13 protein-coding genes, 1 other RNA gene and 1 other annotated feature are annotated in these 14819 nt (G+C 48.8%); of the genes, 12 read left to right on the top strand and 2 right to left on the bottom strand.

The window, feature by feature from the left end:
• Positions 1–127 precede the first annotated feature (127 nt).
• From KNQ11_RS07985 to KNQ11_RS07950, 8 genes are all read left to right on the top strand, one after another.
• Positions 128–2326, top strand: coding sequence for a RelA/SpoT family protein (locus tag KNQ11_RS07985; RefSeq protein ID WP_023468927.1), 2199 nt, complete (start codon positions 128–130; stop codon positions 2324–2326).
• A 14-nt stretch (positions 2327–2340) separates the two neighbouring features.
• A complete protein-coding gene (gene dtd / locus KNQ11_RS07980; RefSeq protein ID WP_058713802.1) occupies positions 2341–2790 on the top strand; it encodes a D-aminoacyl-tRNA deacylase in 450 nt (149 codons plus the stop codon).
• A 45-nt stretch (positions 2791–2835) separates the two neighbouring features.
• Positions 2836–3057, top strand: a binding site (T-box leader).
• Positions 3058–3099: 42 nt separating this feature from the next.
• Entirely contained in the window at positions 3100–4380 is a 1281-nt protein-coding gene (hisS, locus tag KNQ11_RS07975) for a histidine--tRNA ligase (RefSeq protein ID WP_023468925.1), read from the top strand.
• The gene (gene aspS, locus KNQ11_RS07970) at positions 4377–6143 is read left to right on the top strand and encodes an aspartate--tRNA ligase (protein ID WP_214771003.1); all 1767 of its coding nucleotides are present in this window, start codon (positions 4377–4379) and stop codon (positions 6141–6143) included. Before hisS ends, aspS begins: the two co-directional genes overlap by 4 nt.
• A gap of 62 nt (positions 6144–6205) precedes the next feature.
• The gene (locus KNQ11_RS07965; RefSeq protein ID WP_214771000.1) at positions 6206–6790 is read left to right on the top strand and encodes a DNA-3-methyladenine glycosylase; all 585 of its coding nucleotides are present in this window, start codon (positions 6206–6208) and stop codon (positions 6788–6790) included.
• A 290-nt stretch (positions 6791–7080) separates the two neighbouring features.
• Positions 7081–8265, top strand: a complete 1185-nt coding sequence (locus KNQ11_RS07960) for a DASH family cryptochrome (RefSeq protein WP_214770997.1) — start codon at positions 7081–7083, stop codon at positions 8263–8265.
• 74 nt (positions 8266–8339) lie between these two features.
• Positions 8340–8529, top strand: a non-coding RNA gene (gene ssrS / locus KNQ11_RS07955) — 6S RNA.
• A gap of 93 nt (positions 8530–8622) precedes the next feature.
• Positions 8623–9387 (top strand): tRNA threonylcarbamoyladenosine dehydratase, encoded by a 765-nt coding sequence (locus KNQ11_RS07950; RefSeq protein ID WP_023468920.1) that lies wholly within the window; start codon positions 8623–8625, stop codon positions 9385–9387.
• 11 nt (positions 9388–9398) lie between these two features.
• Here the strand turns inward: KNQ11_RS07950 and KNQ11_RS07945 are convergent, their stop codons facing one another.
• Positions 9399–10736, bottom strand: a complete 1338-nt coding sequence (locus tag KNQ11_RS07945) for a replication-associated recombination protein A (protein ID WP_214770979.1) — start codon at positions 10734–10736, stop codon at positions 9399–9401.
• A 60-nt stretch (positions 10737–10796) separates the two neighbouring features.
• Between KNQ11_RS07945 and cymR the strand changes: the two genes are divergently transcribed.
• Genes cymR through KNQ11_RS07925 form a run of 4 tightly spaced genes read left to right on the top strand, consistent with a single transcriptional unit; the run spans position 10797 to position 14162 of the window.
• Positions 10797–11204: a cysteine metabolism transcriptional regulator CymR gene (cymR, locus tag KNQ11_RS07940; RefSeq protein ID WP_029342236.1), complete on the top strand. Its 408-nt coding sequence runs from the start codon at positions 10797–10799 to the stop codon at positions 11202–11204.
• Between the two features lie 13 nt (positions 11205–11217).
• The gene (locus tag KNQ11_RS07935; protein ID WP_214770977.1) at positions 11218–12345 is read left to right on the top strand and encodes a cysteine desulfurase family protein; all 1128 of its coding nucleotides are present in this window, start codon (positions 11218–11220) and stop codon (positions 12343–12345) included.
• A gap of 16 nt (positions 12346–12361) precedes the next feature.
• Entirely contained in the window at positions 12362–13483 is a 1122-nt protein-coding gene (gene mnmA / locus KNQ11_RS07930) for a tRNA 2-thiouridine(34) synthase MnmA (protein ID WP_064299568.1), read from the top strand.
• Between the two features lie 13 nt (positions 13484–13496).
• Positions 13497–14162 carry a tetratricopeptide repeat protein gene (locus KNQ11_RS07925; protein ID WP_064299569.1) on the top strand — a complete coding sequence of 222 codons (666 nt, stop codon included), beginning with the start codon at positions 13497–13499 and terminating at the stop codon, positions 14160–14162.
• A gap of 45 nt (positions 14163–14207) precedes the next feature.
• Here KNQ11_RS07925 and KNQ11_RS07920 read toward each other — a convergent pair whose 3' ends face one another.
• Positions 14208–14756 (bottom strand): VOC family protein, encoded by a 549-nt coding sequence (locus tag KNQ11_RS07920; RefSeq protein ID WP_023468914.1) that lies wholly within the window; start codon positions 14754–14756, stop codon positions 14208–14210.
• Between the last annotated feature and the right edge of the window lie 63 nt (positions 14757–14819).

Here is a 14819-nt window from a genome sequence, read left to right as displayed (position 1 = left end):
CTTGGTACATGGTGACCAAGGGGGTATTTCTTTTTATTTTGACATCTTCTCAAGATTTCACGATAATAAGAACTATATATTAGGGATTCCGTTGCAGACGATCCCGGGGACTGGGTGAGGAAAAGGGATGACAAACAAACAAATCGTAAATGTAGAAGACCTTCTCGCTCGATGTGCGGAATACATGACGCAAGCTGAAGTCAAAGACATCGAACGGGCTTACCAATTCGCGAAAGACGAACATGATGGGCAATTCCGCCGTTCTGGGGAACCCTACATCATTCATCCGGTACAAGTTGCCGGTATCTTAGTCGATATTGGTTTGGATGCAACGACGATTGTCGCTGCGCTTCTTCATGATGTCGTCGAAGATACGGACATTACTCTCGAAGAATTAACGGAACGATTCGGACCCGACGTCGCGATGCTCGTTGACGGCGTGACGAAACTCGGGAAAATCAAATATAAATCGAAACGCGAAGAATTGGCTGAGAATCATCGGAAGATGTTCATTGCGATGGCAGAAGACATTCGCGTCATCTTGATCAAACTGGCTGACCGTTTGCATAACATGCGAACGTTGCAACATATGGTCAAGGAAAAGCAGGTGCAAAAGGCAGAAGAGACGCTCGAAATCTTTGCACCGCTTGCGCATCGTCTCGGGATCTCGACGATCAAGTGGGAACTCGAAGACATCAGTTTGCGTTATATCAATCCACAACAGTACTACCGGATTGTCTCAATGATGAAACAAAAACGGACGGAACGCGAAGCGCTCGTCAGTTCGGTCATCGAAGAGGTCAACGAAGTACTTGATGATGTACAAATCGCAGCGGAAGTCGATGGACGTCCGAAGCATATCTATTCCATTTATAACAAGATGCAAAACTCGAAAAAAGAGTTCAGTGAAATCTATGACTTGATGGCTGTGCGCATCATCGTCGATTCAATCAAGGACTGTTACGCTGTTCTCGGAATCATTCATACGCAATATAAACCGATGCCGGGACGTTTCAAGGATTATATCGCGATGCCGAAGCCGAACATGTATCAATCGCTGCATACGACGGTCATCGGACCGAAAGGCGAGCCGCTCGAGGTCCAAATTCGGACACGGGACATGCACTTTATTGCCGAGTACGGGATTGCCGCTCACTGGGCGTATAAAGAAGGTAAGGAACAGGAAGCGAAATCAGGCTTTGAGGATAAGATTGCCCATTTCCGGGAAATCCTTGAGTTGCAGAAGGATACGGCGGATGCTGAAGAATTCATGGAATCGGTCAAAGTCGACTTCTTTAGTGACATGTTGTACGTCTTTACACCAAAAGGCGACGTCATCGAATTGCCGAAAGGCTCTGTTCCGATTGATTATGCCTACCGGATTCATACAGAAATCGGTCACCGGACGATCGGAGCGAAAGTCAACGGACGGATGGTACCGATTGATTATAAGCTGAAGACAGGTGACATCATTGAAATCGTCACATCAAAACACAGCTATGGTCCAAGTAAGGACTGGCTCAAGATTTGTGTGTCGAGTCAGGCGAAGAACAAGATCCGTCAATGGTTCAAACGTCAGCAACGCGAAGAGAACGTCTCTAAAGGACGGGAACTGATCGAAGCAGAAGTCAAGAAACTCGGATTCGAGCCGAAGGAAGTCATCAATGAGAAGACGCTCGAAGACGTGACGCGGAAGTTCAACTTCGCGCAAGAAGAAGACATGTATGCTGCCGTTGGGTATCATGGTCTGACAGCTGCCCAAGTCGCTCATAAATTGACGGAAAAGTTACGCAAAGACAAAGAATCTAAAAATCTTGAACTGAACGAAGCGATCAGTGAGATGAAGACGTTTGATCGTCCGAAGAAGGAAAATCCAGAAGGTGTTCGTGTCAAAGGAATCGATAACATGCTCGTTCGCATGAGTCGTTGTTGTAATCCAGTACCAGGGGACGATATCGTCGGGTACATCACACGTGGACGGGGTGTCTCGATTCACCGGACGGATTGTTTGAACGTCATTCATGAACAAAATCCAGAACGCTTGCTCGAAGTCGAGTGGGAACACGAAGGCAAAGCCGTTAAGAGTTATAACGTCGAAATCGAAATTTCTGGATTCGACCGGGCTGGATTATTGAACGATGTTCTGCAGTCGGTATCTGCGACGAATACGAACATTGTTGCCGTCAGCGGGAAAGGCGACGACAGTAAACAAGCCAAAATCACGATGACGATCGCGATCAACAACGTCAACCATTTACAAAAAGTCGTTGATCGGATCAAACAAATCTCTGACGTGTATGCTGTGCATCGCGTCATGATGACGTAAGGAGCGGATGAGTCATGCGAGTCGTATTACAACGAGTCAAAGAAGCAAGTGTCACAGTCGATCAGGAGGTCATCGGTCAAATCAAGCAAGGTTTTCTCTTGCTTGTCGGTGTCACGCACGAAGACACGATCGATCAGGTGAACTGGTTAGCTGATAAAATCGCAGGACTCCGCGTGTTTGAAGATGAAGAGGAACGGATGAACCGCTCGTTGCAAGATGTCGACGGTCAGATTCTATCCGTCTCGCAGTTCACGCTGTATGGTGATGTCAAAAAAGGACGTCGCCCAGCGTTCACGGAAGCGGCGAAACCGGATCTTGCCAACGAATTGTATGAAGCGTTCAATGAACGTCTTCGTGCGCAAGGACTGACGGTCGAGACAGGTCAGTTCGGTGCGATGATGGATATCGCGCTCGTCAATGATGGACCGGTGACATTGATTCTTGAAAAAGAAGCAAACGCTTGACAGGAACCGAGAGACGAGGCAATATTAGACGTAACCAAATGATTCATACGACCGAAGACGAAGAGGAGTAATCAAGACCTTGTCTGCTTAGAGAGTCGCCCCTTGGCTGGAAGGGCGAACAGATGAACTCGATGAAAGACCCTTCCGAGGTATCTTCCTGAACTGATAGTAGGGAAGGTCGTACGCAGGCGTTAACTGCACCGAGTGGTCAAATGTGATTTGACAACCAGGGTGGTACCACGGGATCTTCAAGTTCTCGTCCCTTTGCGGACGAGGACTTTTTTGTATTCAAAAAAGGAGGAATTTGAGATGAAATTACCACGCGGTACGTTTGATGTCCTTCCAGGAACAGTCGAACGCTGGCAGTACATCGAGCAACAATTACGTGATATCAGTAAGCGTTACAACTATAAGGAAATCCGGACGCCGATTTTTGAGGAGACAGAACTCTTCAAACGTGGCGTTGGTGAGACGACGGATATCGTTCAAAAAGAAATGTTCATGCTTGAGAAACGCGGAAAAGACCAGTTGACGTTACGTCCAGAAGGAACGGCTGCTGTCGTTCGTTCATTCGTGACGAACAAGCTGTTCGGTTCACCGAACCAACCGACGAAATTGTTCTACATTGGACCGATGTTCCGTTATGAACGTCCGCAAGCAGGTCGTTTCCGTCAGCTTCACCAATATGGAGTCGAGGCACTTGGTAGTGAACAACCAGCGATCGATGCGGAAGTCATCAGTCTCGCGATGAGCATCTACCGTTCATTCGGATTGAAGCACCTCAAGCTCGTCATCAATACACTCGGGGATAACGAAAGTCGCGCCGCACACCGGGCAGCACTTGTCGATCACTTCAAACCGGTCGTTCACGAGTTATGTCAGGACTGTCAGAACCGTCTCGAAACGAATCCACTTCGTGTCCTTGACTGTAAGGTCGACCGCGATCACCCGAGCATGGCAACAGCACCATCAATTCTCGATTACTTAAACCCGGCATCAAAAGCTTACTTCGATGAAGTATTGCTTCACTTAGATGCACTCGGCATCGAGTATGTCGTTGATCCAACGCTTGTTCGCGGAATCGATTATTATAATCACACGGCGTTCGAGATCATGTCAGAAGCAGAAGGCTTCGGAGCAATCACGACACTATGTGGCGGTGGACGATACAACGGTCTCGTCGAACAGATCGGTGGACCGGCAACACCGGGAATCGGATTCGGAATCGGCATCGAACGTTTATTGATGGCACTTGAGAATGAGAACGTCTTACCGGCAGTCGATGATCAAATCGATGTCTTCATCGTCGCGCAAGGCAGTGACGAAGTCGAAAAGACGGCAACACGTCTCTTACAATTGATGCGTCTCGAAGGACTTGTCGCGGATCGGGATTATCTCGGTCGAAAGTTCAAAGGACAATTCAAGGCAGCCGATCGCTTGAAAGCACGCTATACGGTCATCCTCGGGGATGAAGAAGTTGAGCGTGGTGCAGCAGCGCTGAAGAACATGGCTACAGGGGAACAGACGGACGTTCCGTTATCAGCAGTCGCTGATACGATCGTCGCGAAATTAAAGGAGGAAGCACAATGATCGGACGCACGCATATGAACGGTCAGGTGACAGAAGAAGTCATCGGACAACACGTTCAACTTAAAGGATGGGTTCAAAAACGACGTGACTTAGGAGGATTGATCTTCCTTGATCTCCGCGACCGTAGTGGCATCGTCCAAATCGTCTTCCAACCGGAAAACGAGCAGGCACATCGCCTTGCGGAATCGATTCGTTCAGAGTATGTCCTCGACATCAAAGGACACGTCATCGCCCGTGAGAATCCGAACCCGAACATCCCGACTGGGCAAGTCGAGGTCGTCGCGGATGAAGTCGTCATCTTGAACGTAGCGAAGATGACACCATTCCCGATCAGTGAAGAAGCAGAGCAGACGTCAGAAGATTTACGTCTTAAATATCGTTATCTTGACTTGCGTCGTCCGTCGCTTCAAGAGACATTCCGTCTCCGTTCGAAAGCATCGAACATCATGCGGAACTTCCTCGATGAGCAAGACTTCTTGGAAGTCGAGACACCAATCTTAACAAAATCAACACCAGAAGGCGCACGTGACTATCTCGTTCCGAGTCGTGTTCACCCAGGTGAGTTCTATGCCTTGCCACAATCACCGCAATTGTTCAAACAATTGCTGATGGTGTCTGGTTTTGAACGGTACTTCCAAATTGCACGTTGTTTCCGTGACGAAGACTTACGGGCAGACCGTCAACCTGAATTCACGCAAGTCGACATCGAGACGAGCTTCATGGACATCGAAGACTTGTATGCGATGATGGAATCGATGATGACGCGTGTCATGAAAGAAACACTTGGCAAAGATATCGTGACACCGTTCCCACGGATGCCATATGCGGAAGCGATGAGCCGGTATGGTTCGGATAAGCCGGATACACGCTTCGGTCTCGAATTGATTGATGTCGCGGAAGCCGTCAAAGGGGCAGGATTCAAAGTATTCGACATGGCACTTGAAGCTGGTGGCGAAGTCAAAGCATTGAACGTTAAAGGTGCAGCTGAGCGCTTCTCGCGGAAAGACATCGATAAGTTACAAGAATTCACGGCAATCTACGGTGCAAAAGGTCTCGCGTGGGTCAAAGTGACAGCAGACGGACTGAACGGTCCGATCGCGAAGTTCTTCGACGAAGAAGCAACTGCTCGCCTGACAGCGGCGACAGATGCGGAAGCAGGCGACTTATTGTTGTTCGTCGCAGCAAAAGCATCGATCGTAGCAGACAGCTTAGGTGCGCTCCGTCAGAAGTTAGCAAAGGAACTGGACTTGATCGATGAGTCGGTCTTCAACTTCCTTTGGGTGACGGACTTCCCGCTCGTCACGTATGAAGAAGAAGATGGTCGTTTCTACGCAAACCACCACCCGTTCACGATGCCACGTCGTGAAGATCTCGAATTGCTCGAGACGGATCCTGGAAAAGTCCTCGCCGTCGCGTATGACCTCGTCTTGAACGGATACGAGCTCGGCGGTGGATCACAACGGATCTACGAACGGGATATTCAAGAGCGGATGTTCAAGTTGCTTGGCTTCACAGAAGAAGAAGCAAACGAGCAGTTCGGCTTCTTGATGGAAGCATTCGAATACGGAACACCACCACATGCGGGTATCGCACTTGGTCTAGACCGTCTCGTTATGTTACTCGCAGGACGTTCGAACTTGCGTGATACGATTGCCTTCCCGAAAACAGCATCAGCAAGTGATCTGTTGACGGCAGCACCAAGCCCAGTCTCGGATGCGCAATTAAACGATCTCTCGATTCGAACAGCAGTCAAACAATCTTAAGATACGACAAGCGAATCTTCCGATATGGGAGGTTCGCTTGTTTCATGAAGGAGGGTGAACGGATGGAACGACACTTTTTTGAAAGGTCTCCGGTTGAAGTCGGTCCAGATTTCTTAGGAACACAGATCACAGTCGATGAGGTGACGATGCGGATCGTCGAGGTCGAAGCCTATCTCGGTCCTCACGATCAAGCAGCGCATTCGTTTTCCGGAAAACCAACGAAACGGACGGCACCGATGTTCGGTCCACCGGGGCATCTCTATGTGTACTTCACATATGGTATGCATCACTGCATGAATATCGTTTGTGGACATGAAGGGGAAGGATACGGACTGTTGCTACGAGGTGCGGAAATCATTAGTGGGCACGATCTCGTCGCTGAACGTCGTTTTGGTTGTTCCTACGCAGAGTTGACAGCGGCGCAACGACGCAATCTCGTCAATGGACCGGCGAAACTGTGCCAAGGATTCGGTCTAACGACAGCTGATTCGGGACAGGATCTTTATCAAGACCGTTTCCGACTCGTTGCTGACTCGGTCGACGCGATCGTCCAGACGACACGGATCGGTATTCCGAATGCAGGAGAAGCGACAGCCTATCCATGGCGGTTTTATGTAGAGGCGAGTGAAGGGGTAAGTAAACGTTAAAAAATGGACGCTCCGATAAGGAGACGTCCATTTTTTATTTAGGGTTGTTGATTGATTTTTTCGACTGCTGTTTTTTATAGAATTTATAGACGATTGGACCAACCGTCGTTACGAGCGTCATTAATGTTCTGAGTTTACCGCGTTTTGCTGCCATTGATTCATTCACTCCTCTGATTTGTTGTACTAATCATATTCCACGAAAACAACGTCTTAAAACCTCATCGGCACATCAAGTGGTTTTCTATCTACCTTGGTCGGGTCATAGTATAAGGAGAAGGGAGTCGATCAATATGGGAGCAGTCGTTTGGTATCGTCATGATTTACGTGTCGATGATCATGAGGCACTTCGGAGTGCGTGTGAAGAACAAGACGTCATTCGTGCCGTATACGTTAAAGACCAAAAGAAACGCGATTTTAAAAGAGGTACACAACAAGCACGGTTCGAACAAGAGACACTAGAGAACCTAGCGGGTCATCTGTCTCAAATCGGGATTACGTTAGATATAGTAGAAGGGGAGACAATTGAGACACTCGATTCTTACCTGCAAGCGGATGATACCGTCTATTTCCATAAGATGACCGGCACAGAAGAAGCGGCAAGTGAACAGTATATCGAAGACAAGTATGCCGTCCGTTCTTTTGAGACACAGACATTACATCGTCGCGAAGATATCGGAAGTGATGAATTAAAACGCGTCTTTACGGCATTTCGAAAACGTGTCGAGGCGAAAGGGACCTTCTACGATCCACTCGATCCACCAACCGGTATTCAGTTAGTAAAAGAAGAATCGGTCGAAGCGAATCCCGAAATCGCGTTCCCGTTCCGTGGTGGAGAGTCAGCAGGGAGAGCGCGCCTTCAGGAATACCTTGCTGAGCCTGTATTCACCTATAAAGAAACACGGAATGGGTTCTTACGAAATGATTCTTCGAAGCTGTCTGCCTGGCTAGCGAACGGATCACTCTCGCCGCGTCGCGTCATGGCTGAATTGCAGGAAGCCGAGCGAAAAAAGGGAGCGAATGATTCGACGTACTGGTTGTATTTCGAACTGTTATGGCGTGACTTCTTCCATTTGACGATGCGTGAGACAGGAAGCCGTCTGTTCCGTGCGAGCGGATTACAAGAAGGTCAATACACGTGGAAGGCGGACCAGCTAGCTGTCGAACGCTGGATAGAAGGAAAAACCGGTGTGCCATTCGTCGACGCCTTCATGAACGAGATTCGCGAGACGGGATGGATGTCGAACCGCGGCAGGCAGATCGTTGCCAGTTATCTAATTCATGAATTAAAGCAGGACTGGCGCATCGGAGCGCGATATTTCGAACAGCAGTTGATCGACTATGATGTCGCTTCGAACTATGGGAACTGGGCGTTCATCGCGGGTGTCGGGAATGCAACACGCACACCACGATTCGATCCTGCATTCCAACAACAACGATATGATCCGAATCAACACTTCACGAAACGTTGGACCTGAAAAAAGCATCTTTTTCTGGAGTGGGAAGTAGTTGCATTTCAGAGGGGAGGATGCTATATTAAATGCATCAGATGGGGTTCCTGAATTGTACGAGAGCCGCCTTTTATCTTTGAGCCACTCTTTTTTGATAGGGAGTTTGACGTTCCAACTAGTAGTACATGCCTCGTAACACAGCAGGAGGACGTACGAATAGGAATCGGATAAGACACCCACCTGCACAGCAGGTTCAAAAATAAGGTATCGACACGGCACTTCGGGTCCCATCGTCTTATTATTTTGTTGTTTGACACGTCGCATGACGTTTTTTTTTATGATATAATTCCGAGTAAAACAGTATGAGTATTGTGAGGTTATGAGATGTTACATCAATTTTCGCGTAATGAATTAGCAATCGGTAAAACTGGACTTGACGCATTGGCATCCAAGTCCGTCGCTATTCTGGGTATCGGTGGTGTTGGATCATTCTCAGCAGAAGCGCTTGCCCGCAGTGGTGTAGGTCGTTTGATTCTTGTCGATAAGGACGATATCGACATCACGAACGTCAACCGACAAATCCATGCTTTGCTTCCGACGGTTGGTCAACCGAAGGTCGATGCGATGGCAGAACGTCTTGCGTTAATCAATCCGGATCTTGAAATCGTTCGCTTGAAGATGTTCTACAATGAAGAGACATTCGAGTCGTTCTTCGAACAGCAACCGGATTATGTCATCGATGCATCGGACACGGTCTCGTTCAAGATTCACTTGATTCAGGAATGTAAGAAACGTAACATTCCAATCATCTCAAGCATGGGGATGGCGAACAAGATGGATCCAACACGCATCAAGATCGTTGACATCAAAGATACAAGTTATGATCCACTAGCGAAGGTCATTCGGACGAAACTTCGGAAAGCCGGTATTCATAAAGGTGTTCCTGTCGTCTTCTCTGATGAACCGCCCGTTAAGATCATCGAAGAAGTCCGTCAAGTCGTCGGAAACGATGCGGCTGCAATTCGTAAGGCAAAGATGCCGCCAAGTTCGAATGCGTTTGTTCCATCAGTTGGTGGATTGATCGCAGCGAGCTACGTCATCAATGAGATCGTCCGTGAAGCCGGCGTGACGATCGAACGCGTTCGTTAAAAAAAGCGACCTTATGGTCGCTTTTTCTGATGTGTGGCTGTTTGTTTGTGCCAAAAATCAAGTCGAGCTTGCAGTTGTTTCTCAAAACCGCGTGGGCTTGGACGATAAAAGACTGGTTTTGTCCGGGCAAGGTTCTCCGGCCAGTAATTCTGTGGCACATAGGCATGTTCGAAGTCGTGCGGATACTGATAGGTGACGCCATTTCCAAGTGCTGCTGCCCCTGGATGATGGGCATCGCGCAAATGCGGCGGTACCGGACCACCGTCTGAACGACGGACGAGTGTCAATGCTTGATCGATCGCTGAGATGACAGCATTCGATTTCGGCGCCGTCGCGAGATATAAGACGGTTTCAGCGAGCGGAATCCTTGCTTCAGGGAAACCGACGTACTCGCACGCGCGTGCGCAAGCATCGACCATCAATAATGCTTGCGGATCAGACAGACCGATGTCTTCTGCCGCATGGACGTAGAGACGCCGTACGATGAAGCGCGGACTTTCGCCCGCTTCAATCATGACAGCGAGCCAGTAGAGCGCAGCGTCGGGATCGGAACCCCGAATCGATTTGATGAAGGCGGAGATGACATCATAATGCCGATCGCCGTCCTTATCGTACTTCAATGCTTTTTGTTGAATCGATTCCTCGGCGACAGCGAGATCGATCGTGATCTGACCATCGATTTCCGGTGTCGTTAAGACGGCGAGTTCAAGCGCATTCAACAATGCCCGGTAATCGCCATCCGACAACTTAACGTAATGATCGATCGCGTCATTCGTGATCGTGATCGGATATTTGCCAAGACCACGCTCTTCGTCCTTTAAGGTTCGATCGAGGACGATTCGTAAATCGTCTGCTGTCGGGGGCTCGAAACGGAAAACCGTTGCCCGCGATAACAGAGCGGCATTGACCTCAAAACTCGGATTTTCAGTCGTCGCTCCGATCAACGTGATCGTACCTGCTTCGAGCGCTGGCAGTAAAGCGTCTTGTTGCATCTTATTGAATCGATGGATCTCATCGAGAAAGAGAATCGTTTTTTGATCCTCGAACTGAAGACGGGCTTCGGCCGCTTTTAGAATTTCCCGTAATTGTTCCAGTTTCGCTGTGACCGCGTTCAATTGCTCGAACGCTGATTTCGTATAACTGGAGATGACACGCGCGAGCGTCGTCTTACCGGTTCCGGGTGGACCGTAAAAAATGACGGTTCCGAGACGATCGGCTAAGATGGCACGCCGCAGGAGCGTCGTCTCTCCGATCAGATGGCGTTGTCCGACGATTTCATCCAGATTCTGCGGACGCATTCGATTCGCGAGCGGTCCGGCAGGTGACTGGGATTCAAATAAATGTGCCATACACATACGCTCCTTCCACTTTTAGCTACTACTATACTAGAAAGGATGATCCTTCGCATGATGAAAATCTCGACGAAAGGGCGATATGGTCTGACGATCATGATCGCACTCGCGAAAGAAGCTGAATCTAAACCATTATCCCTAAAAAAAATCGCGCAGATGTATGACTTATCTGAGCATTATCTTGAACAGTTGATTGCCCCCCTTCGTAATGGAGGTCTCGTCAAAAGTGTCCGTGGTGCTTACGGCGGATATAAGCTCGGTCGTGAAGCGCAAAACATCACAGCGGGTGAAATCATCCGTCTGCTTGAAGGACCACTCGTGGTCGTCGAAGGCGATGCGTGTGACGAGGTCACGAAGCGCAAACTTTGGGATAAAATCCAGCAAGCAGTCGATCAAGTACTCGATTCAACAACGCTACAAGACTTAGCGGAAGAAGAAGATACAGGATACATGTTCTATATTTGAGAGGTGAAAACGAATGAATTACTTTGACCATTCGGCGACGACGCCGATGCGTCCGGAAGTCCTTGAGGCGATGACGCCTTATTTGCTCGAACAGTACGGCAACCCATCGAGTGTCCACGCGGCTGGTCGGTCTGCTCGTGCAGCAATTGACAAAGCACGCCGGCAGATCGCACAAGAATTGAATGCGAAACCAACCGAACTGATTTTCACGAGCGGTGGAACGGAGTCGGATAATTATGCGATTTTCGGTGCGGCTGAGGCGGCGCGTGAAAAAGGGCGTCATCTCATTACGACACGGTTTGAGCACCATGCTGTATTACATGCGTTCGAAGAGCTCGAAAAACAAGGCTATGACGTCACGTATCTCGATGTTCCAGATACAGGCGTCGTCTCAATGGCTGCTTTGCAAGAAGCGGTACGGGAAGATACGACACTCGTCTCGATCATGTTCGGCAACAATGAAGTCGGAACGATTCAGCCGATTGCGGCATTCGGTCAATTTTTACGAGAACGCGGTATTTTGTTCCATACGGACGCGGTGCAAGTGTTCGGGAAACAAGCAATCGATGTCGAAGCGTTACAGGTCGATCTCTTATCCGCGTCTGGTCATAAAATCAATGGTCCAAAAGGAATCGGATTGTTGTATGTACGGACTGGTGTGAAGTTAGCGCCTCAAACGTTCGGGGGAGAACAGGAACGCAAGCGTCGTGCTGGTACAGAGAACGTACCGGGAATCGTCGGTTTAGCGAAAGCGCTCGAACTGATGATCGCAGAGCGTGATCAACAACAGGACCACATCAAACAACTGCGCAGCGTTTTACTAACGCGATTGGATGAAAGTGGCGTCACTTACGAAGTCAACGGCGTTGAAGGATTGCCGAATGTCCTCAATCTTTACTTCCCGCGGATTGAAATCGAACCGTTCCTGATCATGCTTGACATGCGTCAAATGGCCGTATCGAGCGGGAGTGCATGTACGGCAGGATCCGTCGAACCTTCGCATGTCTTATCGGCGATGTATGGCGAAGATGAACGGACACGAGCATCGGTCCGAATCAGTTTTGGTCACGGAAATGAGCTCGCGCAAGTCGAACTACTCGCACAAGCCTTGCAAGATGTCGTAAAATCGTTTCAGAATTAACTAAGAGGTGAAATAAATGAATACACGAGCGAAAGCCCCGAGTGAAACGACAGTCGTCGTTGGGATGTCGGGCGGTGTCGATTCTTCTGTGACCGCTCATTTATTAAAAGAGCAAGGCTATAACGTCATCGGAATCTTCATGAAAAACTGGGATGACACGGATGAGAACGGCTTTTGTACGGCGACGGAAGATTATGAAGACGTCATCGCCGTAGCCAATCAAATCGGCATTCCGTACTATGCGGTCAATTTCGAGAAAGAGTACTGGGATAAAGTCTTCACGTACTTCCTCGATGAATATAAACTCGGTCGGACACCGAATCCGGACGTCATGTGTAACAAGGAAATCAAGTTCAAAGCCTTCCTCGATCACGCGATGCGTCTTGGTGCCGATTTCGTCGCGACAGGGCACTATGCGCGTGCCGTCTATGAGGATGGAGAACATAAATTGCTTCGAGGCGTTGATGCAAACAAGGATCAAACATATTTCTTGAATCAATTGTCGCAAGAGCAAATCGCGAAGGCGATGTTCCCGATCGGGCACATGGAAAAATCAGAAGTGCGCCGGATCGCAGAAGAAGCGAACCTCGCAACGGCGAAGAAAAAAGACTCGACAGGCATTTGCTTCATTGGCGAGCGGAATTTCAAACAGTTCCTCGGTCAATATCTGCCGGCGCAACCCGGTGAGATGCGGACACTTGACGGCAACGTCATGGGACGTCACGATGGATTGATGTACTATACGATGGGGCAACGTCATGGACTCGGTATCGGTGGCGACGGAGAGCCTTGGTTCGTCGTCGGGAAAAATTTAGAGGAGAACATCCTCTATGTCGATCAAGGATTCCATAACGAATTGTTGTATTCGGAAGGATTACTTGCTTCAGATGTCAGCTGGACATCTGAGCGTCCGGTCGGTGAGACATTCCGTTGTACGGCGAAATTCCGTTACCGTCAACAAGATACAGCCGTCACGGTTCGTGTCCTCGAAGATGGACTCGATGTTTCGTTTGACGAGCGTCAACGAGCAATCACACCAGGACAAGCGGTCGTGTTCTATGATGGAGACATCTGTCTTGGTGGTGCGACGATCGATGCAGCCTATAAAGCAGGCGAACGCCTCGCTTATCTAGCGTAAGGAGCAAAAGAAGATGAACTATAATGAAGTAGGATTCCGGCATCTAGAAGCTGGAAATTATGAATTAGCAGCGCAAGCGTTTAACGACGCGATCGAAGAAAATCCAAAAGATCCGACAGCGTACGTCAATCTTGGAACATTACTCCAATCGATGAACGACGCTGATCGTGCGCTTCGTTTTTATGACCGGGCACTGATGATCGATAATACGTTTGCGAGTGCCTATTATGCGAAAGGTGCCTTGTTCTTTGCTGCCGACAAACTCGTCGAAGCAGAGGAATCATTGCGGGCAGCGTTATTATATGGACTTGACGACGCGGATCTCCATTTCATGCTGGGGATGACGTATCAAAAACTCGGTGATCCAGTCCGCGGGTTGCCCCGTTTACAGCGTGCGTCAGAACTAAACGGTGTCGATATCGAGATCGCATTCCAATACGGACTTGCCTTAGCGCAAAACGAGAAGTTGGAAGAAGCGGTCGAGATGTTCGAGCACGTCTTGATGCTTGACGAAACGCATACAGATGCACGATACAATTATGCGATTGCCCTTGCTTTCCTTGGTCAACAGGAAGCCTGTTATGCAGAACTCGAAGCCGTTCTTGCCTACCAGCCGGAACACGCCCTTGCGCGGGACGCGAAAGCGAAGATGGATGCGTTATTAAAACAAGCAGACTGATATAAAAAAGACGATTCCGCCTGGAGTCGTCTTTTTTTATGCTATTTAATTCCCAACTTCACGGATGACACGAAGTGGTGGACCGGAAAAGTCTTCATAGGCTTCATCCATGTTTTTCGTGTACAGTTCGATGACGTTATTTTCCGTATCCTTGAAATAAGCAGAATGCTCTTTTTGATTCGAGGTCTCCTGTTCGTCCCATTCTCTGAGCTTCACGGTGATCGATGCTTCCCGCAATTGATTCAAGGCTTGCTGGAACTCGTCCTTCTCAACGTAAAAAGCACAGTGGACATGGACACCACCTTCATCGTACAACGTGTCCCATTCGGACACTGGTAAGTGTTTGACGGTCCGTTCTTCCATCGTAAAGTCCCGTTTCAGCCACAGACCGAGTCGAGTGTTACCGCCAATGTAGAGCCACGTTGCCCAAACCCCATCTTGCTTAGATTGTTCTTTGCTCGGTTCAGCGTCCTCAGGAGCCCATTGCTCGACGACTGGAATGCCTAGTGTCCCATTCCAAAAGCCGACCGCACGATCCATATCCTCGACTTCAAGTACTAATTCACACAATCCTGCAATCGGTAAACGTGCCATCCTTAAACTCCTCCTCTTAACGAAATGTTTCAGGGTATCTTTCCCTGATTTAAAATCCGGTAA

The organism is Exiguobacterium sp. s39, assembly GCF_018618925.1.
GTDB classification, from domain to species: Bacteria; Bacillota; Bacilli; order Exiguobacteriales; family Exiguobacteriaceae; genus Exiguobacterium_A; species Exiguobacterium_A abrahamii.
The sequence above is the reverse complement of the archived record's forward strand: the minus strand, read 5'-3'. Positions and strand labels throughout refer to the sequence as shown.

What these genes read in the sequence shown, in the direction of transcription:
- dtd (WP_058713802.1), top strand. Translation starts at nt 2,341, where the DNA reads ATGCGAGTCGTATTACAACGAGTCAAAGAAGCAAGTGTCACAGTCGAT.
- aspS (WP_214771003.1), top strand. Translation starts at nt 4,377, where the DNA reads ATGATCGGACGCACGCATATGAACGGTCAGGTGACAGAAGAAGTCATC.
- KNQ11_RS07945 (WP_214770979.1), bottom strand. Translation starts at nt 10,736, where the DNA reads ATGGCACATTTATTTGAATCCCAGTCACCTGCCGGACCGCTCGCGAAT.
- hisS (WP_023468925.1), top strand. Translation starts at nt 3,100, where the DNA reads ATGAAATTACCACGCGGTACGTTTGATGTCCTTCCAGGAACAGTCGAA.
- KNQ11_RS07960 (WP_214770997.1), top strand. Translation starts at nt 7,081, where the DNA reads ATGGGAGCAGTCGTTTGGTATCGTCATGATTTACGTGTCGATGATCAT.
- cymR (WP_029342236.1), top strand. Translation starts at nt 10,797, where the DNA reads ATGAAAATCTCGACGAAAGGGCGATATGGTCTGACGATCATGATCGCA.
- KNQ11_RS07935 (WP_214770977.1), top strand. Translation starts at nt 11,218, where the DNA reads ATGAATTACTTTGACCATTCGGCGACGACGCCGATGCGTCCGGAAGTC.
- KNQ11_RS07965 (WP_214771000.1), top strand. Translation starts at nt 6,206, where the DNA reads ATGGAACGACACTTTTTTGAAAGGTCTCCGGTTGAAGTCGGTCCAGAT.
- KNQ11_RS07985 (WP_023468927.1), top strand. Translation starts at nt 128, where the DNA reads ATGACAAACAAACAAATCGTAAATGTAGAAGACCTTCTCGCTCGATGT.
- KNQ11_RS07925 (WP_064299569.1), top strand. Translation starts at nt 13,497, where the DNA reads ATGAACTATAATGAAGTAGGATTCCGGCATCTAGAAGCTGGAAATTAT.
- KNQ11_RS07920 (WP_023468914.1), bottom strand. Translation starts at nt 14,756, where the DNA reads ATGGCACGTTTACCGATTGCAGGATTGTGTGAATTAGTACTTGAAGTC.
- KNQ11_RS07950 (WP_023468920.1), top strand. Translation starts at nt 8,623, where the DNA reads ATGTTACATCAATTTTCGCGTAATGAATTAGCAATCGGTAAAACTGGA.
- mnmA (WP_064299568.1), top strand. Translation starts at nt 12,362, where the DNA reads ATGAATACACGAGCGAAAGCCCCGAGTGAAACGACAGTCGTCGTTGGG.